Here is an 8,778-nt window from a genome sequence, read left to right on the forward strand (position 1 = left end):
TCAGCTTTTGTACTCAATCAAGTACTTAGTCTGGTATGCATCGCTTCCTAGTCCTCTCCTTAATCGTCCAATTGCTTACTCAGACTACTGTGTGGCTGCTCATTTGGCTACTGAGTTACCAAAATGAGCGAACGGTGAGTAGTAACGGTAGGCACAACGGCAGTTATTTGGGTAGAAGTCCCAACTACCGCCACGTAGTATCCTTGTAGTATTTTTGTCACTTGTCCAAGCGCTGCCATCTGTTGGCGCATTTTTATAACTATCGTGATAGTCATCTTCGCACCACTCGTATACATTTCCGTGCATATCGTAGAGTCCAAAAGCATTGGCAACCTGAAAATATCCAACTGGCGTGGTTTGTTCTCGATACTCCCCTTCAGGACTCTCACCATAAGTATAGTTGCCGTTATAGTTAACATAGTCAGTGGTAATAATCTTGCCAAAATGAAAAGGAGTTGTGGTTTCAGCACGACAGGCATATTCCCATTCGGCTTCCGTGGGGAAACGATACTCTTTTTTTGTCCTTTGACTCAGCCGCGCACAAAATTCTTTAGCAGAATACCAAGAGACGTTTTCCACAGGTCTATCCCACCGACTAAAAGATCTTTTGGTAGGTTCTTCTTGAAATCTAGATGGGTTATTATCTAACTTACGCTCTACAGGTTCCCAGCCTGCGACAACGCGCCATTGAGCCTGGGTAATCGGATAGCGTCCTATAAAAAATGATGGAACAGTGACTTGATGTTGGGGACTTTCATTTTTTCTTCGCTCTGGCTCATCTTCCGGTGAACCCATTAGGAATGTACCACCAGGAATCAGCGTCATCTCCAGTCCAACATTTTCGGATAGAACTTCCGTGTAATATTGGGCTTGTCTTTGTTCTTTGCGGATAACCAGTTTTACCATATATTGTAGGGGCGCACCGACGTGCGCCCAGAAACCTCATAATATCTATTTCACTATTTTAGCGGTGTCCAGCTATCCCCTTGTGCTAATCGCCTGCTACGCCATTAAAATTGTAAAACATGAGGTGTAGGGTGCGTTAGGCGCATAGTTTGTATTTAGTTTTATCCCTAACAGAACACCCCCGCGCCGTAACGCACCACCTTAAATTTCACCACCTCAATCGGTGCGTTACGCTTCGCTAACGCACCCTACAAATTTATATTTACACAACCAAGAAACCGTGAGTGCCTATCTAGCAGATTGGTTGGAATGAAGTCATCAGATGCGAAAAAAAACAGCAAGAAAATCCGCCACCATTTATTGAAAAACTACGAGCATTGAAGGCAAAAAAACAAGCAAATCTTATGGGCGCACGTCGGTGCTACCCTATAGTTTATGGGCGTAATGCTAATCTATCCAATTAGGTTGAGTGACACGCACCACACGCAATCCGATGCGGTAGTTCTTACTGCCAATATCGAGGTAAACACGGTACGCACAACGACAATAATTCGGGTAGTCGTCCCAACTACCACCGCGCAGTATTTTTGTCGTGTTTATGTTACTTGATAGCCAAGCACTGCCATCCGTTGGGGCATTTTCATAATTTTTGTGATAATCATCTTCACACCACTCGTAAACATTACCATGCATATCATATAGCCCAAAGACATTAGGTGGAAAACGACCCACTGCTGTTGTTTGTCCTCGATACTCCCCTTTAGGTTCTTCTGTATAGATAGAACTAGCACGATAGTTTGCTAACTTATCCGTCAACGTTTCGCCAAAGTGAAACGGTGGATAAGAAAAATTTTTGTTCACATCATCACTTACTGCTCGACAAGCGTATTCCCACTCAGTTTCTGTGGGTAGGCGGTATTTTTGTCCAGTCAGTTGAGAAAGTCTCTGACAAAACTCGATAGCATCATACCAACTCACTCGTTCTATAGGTCTATCCCATCGGCTAGGAGATTCCCCCCCAGCCTCTTGTTTGAAGGAGAAATCTAAAGTCTGCTTGGCAAAGGAAGAGTTAGGCAGATCAGCTTTAAAATTAGCTGGCTCCGGTTTAAGGTCACGCTCAACCTTGAGATGAGTCATATTTGCAACAGCTTTCCATTGCCCCTGAGTGATGGGATATTTTCCCATAAAAAAGGGTAAAACTGTGACTCGGTGTTGCGGTCTTTCCCGCTTAACAAAATCAAAATCATATTTTTCACACAGTCTCTCGATCTCCTCATCCTCTGTCCCCATTAAAAATGTGCCACCGGGGATATAAACCATATCCAGGCTAATGCCATCGCCTAAATCTTCCGTAAAATAGTGAGCCGTTTTAGTTTCAGTGTTGATAATTTCCCCTTGGCGGTTCACCGTAACCGTCTGAAAACTAAATTGATTCAACTTTTCAACAACGCTATCAGCAGACTCACTATCATCCGTATCGATAAATACAACATCAAACGTATAGGTATCCAGCCTCAATTCTTCTACCTCTGAACCCGGAACCGTCTCCTCTCCCTCTGCGGCAACCTCATAACCCAAGTGCTGCAAAATATCCTGAGTAACCCTAGCAAAAGGCTTGACAATTGCCCCAATCGCTTCATCTTCAATCTGATCTGGATTTCGCAACCAAGCGACAAACTCTCGTAGAGTTTTACCCAGTTTTTTCGCCAAATCACGAGACACTTGATCCAATACTTGCTCACTATCAGGAACGGGAACCAACTTGAGTAATTCTTCCCGCACCCCATCGATAAACTCATACTGCACTTGCTCTGGATTCGTCTCTGGGGTAATCTCTGTCACAGGTTGGAGTAATCCGCCTAAAAACACCTCCGCTACCTGGATTTGCTGCGACTCCTCTAACATCGAATCTTGAATTAATCGCACCACGGGCATGGTAATGATTGGTGCAGCCGCTAACAATCCCGCCAATCGTTGAGCTAGGGGCGAGGCATTCAAGGTAAAATGAGACACTCGCTCCTGGGCTGTGGGTGTCTGTGCCGATTTTGCTCTCCTGGATGCGGCTAATAAATCCGGGCGCAACACATAACCGGGTGTCTGGGCTTCCCCCTGTCCCGTGAGCATTTGACTCCAAACCCTTGCCCGTTCGGGTTCCAGAGTTATCACAGGAATATTAATCCCCTGAGCCAGACGACGCCGTTTTGCTAGACGATTCACTTCAACTCGGAGATGGGGATTCAGCAGGCTGATTCCTGAACTGCGGAATTGAGCCGGAGTCGCTACACCGAGGGCTGTACGAGACCACATCCAGGCGGGTAGCATTTGTAGAATCACCACCGGATTGCTGGCTGTCCATTCGGCTAAAATCGAGAGGATTTGAGCATCTCGCCACAATTCATCGGTTGTATCACTCACCAGGATAATCAAGCGGCGGTTTTGCGGGTCAATCAGTTCTTTGGCAGAATGGGAGCCAGTTTGAGAGCGTAAATAAATCTGATTTGCCTGATCCCGCCCCATCCCCCACACCCGCACATCGCGAAACATTCCATAGTGTTTTAAGGTTTGCTCTAGTTCATCAACCGCGTGTCGCCAGAGGATCATCGATTCACTTTCATCGATAACTAAGGCTAACTCTAACCAGGGTTCTAGGGCGGGTTGTAACTGGGGTATCCACAAATCGGTTTGAGCAATCCAATCGACTGTGGCTGACTCATCAATCACCTGTTCTGTGGAGGAGGGGACGTTTCGCAATAAGGGTTTGAGGGCGCGAATAAAGTCGAGGGGTTCGCGCAGAGAACGAGCATCGGGAACGGATAGAGGGATATCGTCTGACTCAGGGGTGCGAGTGGTGCGGGTTTGAGTGGCTGCGTAGATGTTAATGGTGGAGGGTGTTATGGCTGGAGGGGGGTGGTTGATAGTTGGGGATGAAGGGATTTCGATGGGTTGTTGAATCGGGGGTGGAGAGGGCGTCTGGGTTTTGGTGTCTGGGGATGGTGTGAGGGGCGAGGGCTGGGTTTGGATGCGTTTTTGACGTTCGAGCGTTAGCCACAGTAAATCGGCGACTTCTGTTGGGTTTAAGTCGAGTTCTGAGCCGAGAATTGTGATTAACTGCTCGATCATAATAAGGTGGAGGAACTAACGGGAATTTATCGTAGGGGCGCACCGACGTGCGCCCGGAAAATTACCAATGTGCGCCAATAAAACCAATTCTATTTTATATGATTCACGGTCACAGCCTGAGCAAAGCAAAGGAACAACAGCAAAGCATTTGGTGAGATTCTAGGCTAACGCCAAGCTTCGCTAACACTTCGCTATCGCTGCGTTCAGAATGACAGACTCTGACAGTAGTAAGTATATTATCCATAGCTTACATGAATGCCCAAAACCTACCCCTACAGATGAATTATTGCAGGTTTCTGCATTCAAAACAATGGTGCGTTACGCTCCGCTAACGCACCCTACAATTTTGCTTAAATAAAAAATGACAAATGACAATGACACTTTATTGATCAACGGCGCTATCGAGACGCTTTAATAAAAGCTGTTTCAAAGACTCTTGATCCATAGTATCAGGCTGGACTTGTCGGGAGAATAAATAAATCGTACTTAAAAGTTGGTCAGTAGCAACGTCTTTTCCTTGCTGCTGCTGCACAAAGTCTTGAATCAGTTGATTAATCGTCCCTTGCGCCTGTTGCCAATGCTGTTCTCCTAATTCTTTGGCAAAATGGGCATTAACTACTTCACTGAGAAACTCGGCATCATTGGGTTCTGGCATTCTTACCCGGATACAGCGCCGCAAAAAGGCAGGGGGAAAGTCTCGTTCCCCGTTACTGGTCATGACGACAATGGGAAATTTAGTACACTGTACCTGACCCCGTTGTATCTCAGTATCGAGTCCGGGATCAGCGGTTCTTACGGTAACGGATGGCGTCTGTAGGCGTTCTAATTCGGGGATGGAATAGCCGCCTTCTTCAAATAGATTGAGTAAATCGTTGGGGAGGTTAATATCACTTTTGTCAATTTCATCAATGAGTAATACTCTGGGGTGATAGCTGGGTAAAAAGGCGGTTCCTACGGCTCCAAGTTGTAAATACTGACCGATGTTTTCTTCGAGTTGCTGTGGTGGTGCTTGACCTAATTCTTGTTTAAGTTTGAGCAATTGTAGGTTTTGCAGTCGCGCGATCGCGTCGTAGTTATAGAGTCCATTCTGGAGATTGGTACGAGTGGTGATTGACCAAGCCAGCACTGATCCGAGTTGCAACTCATACGCGATCGCATACGCTAGAGAGGTTTTCCCAGAACCCGGACGTCCGGTGACAAGGAGGGGACGACGCAGATAAATGGCAGCATTGACGCCTTCTATGAGTTCTTTGTACGCCTGATAGATTTTCGCTTTTTTATCTGGAGTATCTGGATCAATTGTATCACGGTTTTGGGGTGGATAAAGTACCCGAAAACTTTTGCCCCGTTGATAGTCTCGACTATCTTCTTTCACTAAGCGGAGAATCTTTTGCCACCTAGATTTTAGAGCTTTTTCATTAATATCTTGGTGACGCTTGAACTGTCGCCAACTGGGAGGATCAGGCAAAGTGTTAATTGCATGATGCGGTTCTCGATTCCCGTAAAATATTTTCCAATCGGTCATAATTTATAAATAAAGAAGGTTTGTAGTAAGCGCTTTAGCGCTTATGTCACGCTTCGTGACCACTACGAATGTTACTGTCCAAATCGTAAAGGATTTAGGGGAGGATTGCGCTCTGGATTATCCAGCAACATTGCCACATGATAACCCCACTGCTTTTGCGGGTTGGAACTGCCATAAGCGGCTTTTCGTTTGAGCCAGAGCTGATCAATTAAGTGATTGTGATCCAGTAAACACTTGGCACAGAGCAGGTGATCAAAATGAGACATATTATCATTCTCTAAATCACGCGATCGCAACCACAGCGCTAAGGGAACTCCCGTCTCATAGAGGGCAAAAAATAGATCCTCTCGCTCCATATCTGACTCAGGTAGAAAGCAACTTAAACCAATGGTTTGCTGCTCAGTGAGTTCTTGCTCTAATCCAGAATAAGAATAAATTTTTTCTTGTTCTAGACGTTTAATTCGCGTGGGCAAAACCTCCTCTTCAAAGATTTTCATCAGATTCCAAACGCCTTCGAGTTTATCAGCATAATAGGCATCAAAAAGTCGCTCGTAAGAGCGGACGATCACTCGGTATTCCCGTCCCAGTTGCCGTTTTCTTCGAGGTAATCTGGGAATCAACCATAGGTCAACAGATTCAGCTAGATAATCAAAGGGTAAAAAGAGTTCAATGACTAAATTATACGTGCCTGGACTCCCTCGTAAATAAACATCACCACACTGTTTTAATAAATCTTTTAAGTAGTGAGAGATTTTATCCTCTAAGGTTTCATCGGCGGATACCTGACAAGTGATAATCGCTGAATTATCCGGATGAGACTGATAGGGAGACTTCGGATCGGGTTTGAGTAAAATAGGAATGGGGGCTTTATCTTCTAACTGTAAGTGGGTGGTTAGCTGCAATGGCTCATGAGGATGCTCTTGTTTGATGACCACTAACAAACAAGCATTCAATATTTCCTTGTTATCGCCTCTATCACTATCAGAAATGCTATAGTTCCTTGTTTTCAACCATCCCTTGAATTGGTCTTTTAATTCGGCAGCTATCCTAGGATGATGACTGAGAACGTGCAGCACGGAAATAATTGATGACGTGCCATCCAGCTTTTGAGGAAACTGTTCGCGGATAACGGTTAAAAAACTATCAATGCTCAACGCTTCATCCAAGGCTAACCAGTGGTTTAGCGCATAAGCCGAAACTCCTTCCATCATTGCCCATGTAAGAATCGGGCGATCGATTTGCTCCAGATAGGGCTGCAAAATTTCTAAATCATTATCAGGGATTTGAGCGGATTTGGATACAGTTTTGAGTAGAGATGTTACCGAATATTTCACTAACGGTAAACGGCTACCTTTTCCCATAAAGGTGGGTTCTTGCCGACCTGTTTCTAATCGTTTCGAGGCTTGCTCAAAGGCTTGCCCAATGGTGACAATTCCATCATCATCGGCTTTATCCTGGGACAACGCCTCGATTAATGCGCCTGTAAATTCACTATGACGTTTTGACTTTCTCGCCCATGAATCTTCATAGGATTGGCAAGCGGCGATAAAATAGTAGGTGGTGTTATTTTGGAAAATGTTAAAACTATGATTTATTTCTTGAATTAACGCCCCGCCATGGCAAGCATCAAGAATAATAATTAGACTACTTAATTCTGTATGGTTAATCAGTTTAGTAATGCTTTCTAGGGGAATGGCATTATCCTTAACCACCCATTGATTCTCTTTTTTACTCAGTTGACAGTCAGATGCAGCCAAATAACCCTTTTGTGATACTTCGTCGGTGAGGGGATCTTGTTGCTTCTCTAAAATGCCATGACCGGAAAAGTAAATAATCGCGTCTTGATTTTTGGCTTGCTCACTGAGAAAGGTTTTCAATGCTTGAATGAGTTCATCCCCAGTGACCTGACCTGACAAAAGCGTAATATGATTGCGGGGACAATTCCCATAGTCTTCCAGAATCTGGGCAAAATCTTTGGCGTCAATGACTGACTTACTCAGATCCTGTAAATATTGACTATTGTAGGTTTCAATTCCAACGATTAAAGCATATCGAGCCATTTTACTGAAAACGAATGAATGTCTCTAGAAGGTAAGAGGAATGGTACTGAATTAATGCTGGTGGGTTTCGACTTCGCTCAACCCACCCTACGGTCTATCCAGAGTTTCGGCAATCTTTAAATGCTGAATGAGTGTACCATTGAAGTTAAGAGCCGTCTATAGACGTAGGATAGCATCTTTAATGTAAGGTATAAAATACCTGTTCTCTGTAAGGGCAACCCGCTTGCATAACTTGACAATTGTAGTCCTCTTAATTTGATCGGGTCGCCCTCTCCTCTCAGCCGTAAAAGAGTCTACGGGTTAAGGGTGTACCTGATTAAGGTGAAAACTGTTATAAAAGAGTTGAATTGTTCACCCTACTTAAGATTTCAAAATGTCAGATCCGCAAACCCAACGTTTCTTCATGGCTGATGAGGACGGAGAACCATTAGAAGTTGTCCTTTATTCTAAAAATCCGGTTGAACTTGATCTCGCTAAAACTCCGGTAAAGCTTCCTGATGAAAACGATGATTATGAATCAAAAGGAGCCGCAGATGTCGCGATCGCCTCAATCCAACAAGCCCATAAATACATCCGCTTCTACACTAAGTATGTTATTGGCGCATTTAAAGAGTTTTCGTCGGCAGAAATTGAAGAGATGAATATTAAATTTGGTCTAAAAATTGCTGGAAAGACAGGTTTGCCGATGCTGGCTGAAGGGTCAAGTAACGCTGATTTTGAAGTCTCTATTAAATGCAAGTTTCCCAATAAAAATGGTAACCGTTGAGGATAATAAAATTGTTGTTGGTGGCTGACAAGGTGACACCGCCTAAAAGAGTGGACGAGATTTTTCGGTGAGATCGGGCGCACGTCGGTCATCCGTGTCAACTTAAGGTCGAAAACCAATGCTGGTAAGGTTTTCAGCTATGTCTATTTACTGCTCAAAATTTCCCCCTCATCCCCTAACCCCTTCTCCCACCGTGGGGAGAAGGGGGATCGGATGCTCTTGCTCCCCTCTCCCCGGCGTGGGAGAGGGGCTGGGGGTGAGGGGTTGAGCTTAAGTTGACACCAATGCACGTCGGTGCGCCCCTACAGCAACGTTTCATAACAAACGACAAATGACAATTAAAGCGCCTGCGCCCTTAACCAGGCTACTGGTAAATAAAGCAACTTCCGCCCCTTAGACAC

At 44.8% G+C, this 8,778-nt stretch carries 5 protein-coding genes; 1 reads left to right on the forward strand and 4 read right to left on the reverse strand.

Translation table 11 applies throughout. From position 1 onward, the window contains the following. Positions 1–99 precede the first annotated feature (99 nt). The 4 genes from RIB93_RS32370 to RIB93_RS32385 form a co-directional block, all read right to left on the reverse strand. Entirely contained in the window at positions 100–906 is an 807-nt protein-coding gene (locus tag RIB93_RS32370; protein WP_446379407.1) for a formylglycine-generating enzyme family protein, read from the reverse strand. A gap of 447 nt (positions 907–1,353) precedes the next feature. Further along, the gene (locus RIB93_RS32375; protein ID WP_446379409.1) at positions 1,354–4,026 is read right to left on the reverse strand and encodes an SAV_2336 N-terminal domain-related protein; all 2,673 of its coding nucleotides are present in this window, start codon (positions 4,024–4,026) and stop codon (positions 1,354–1,356) included. 382 nt (positions 4,027–4,408) lie between these two features. Then, on the reverse strand, positions 4,409–5,551 hold the full coding sequence (locus RIB93_RS32380) for an AAA family ATPase (protein ID WP_446379411.1): 1,143 nt from the start codon (positions 5,549–5,551) through the stop codon (positions 4,409–4,411). A 71-nt stretch (positions 5,552–5,622) separates the two neighbouring features. Then, positions 5,623–7,611, reverse strand: coding sequence for a VMAP-C domain-containing protein (locus RIB93_RS32385; RefSeq protein ID WP_446379413.1), 1,989 nt, complete (start codon positions 7,609–7,611; stop codon positions 5,623–5,625). Positions 7,612–7,984: 373 nt separating this feature from the next. On the opposite strand from RIB93_RS32385, the gene RIB93_RS32390 reads away from it, so the two are divergent. Next, on the forward strand, positions 7,985–8,377 hold the full coding sequence (locus tag RIB93_RS32390) for a CU044_2847 family protein (RefSeq protein WP_446379415.1): 393 nt from the start codon (positions 7,985–7,987) through the stop codon (positions 8,375–8,377). The last annotated feature ends 401 nt before the right edge of the window (positions 8,378–8,778 follow it).

Origin of the sequence: Coleofasciculus sp. D1-CHI-01, from assembly GCF_040218875.1 — a bacterium.
GTDB lineage: Bacteria > Cyanobacteriota > Cyanobacteriia > Cyanobacteriales > Coleofasciculaceae > Coleofasciculus.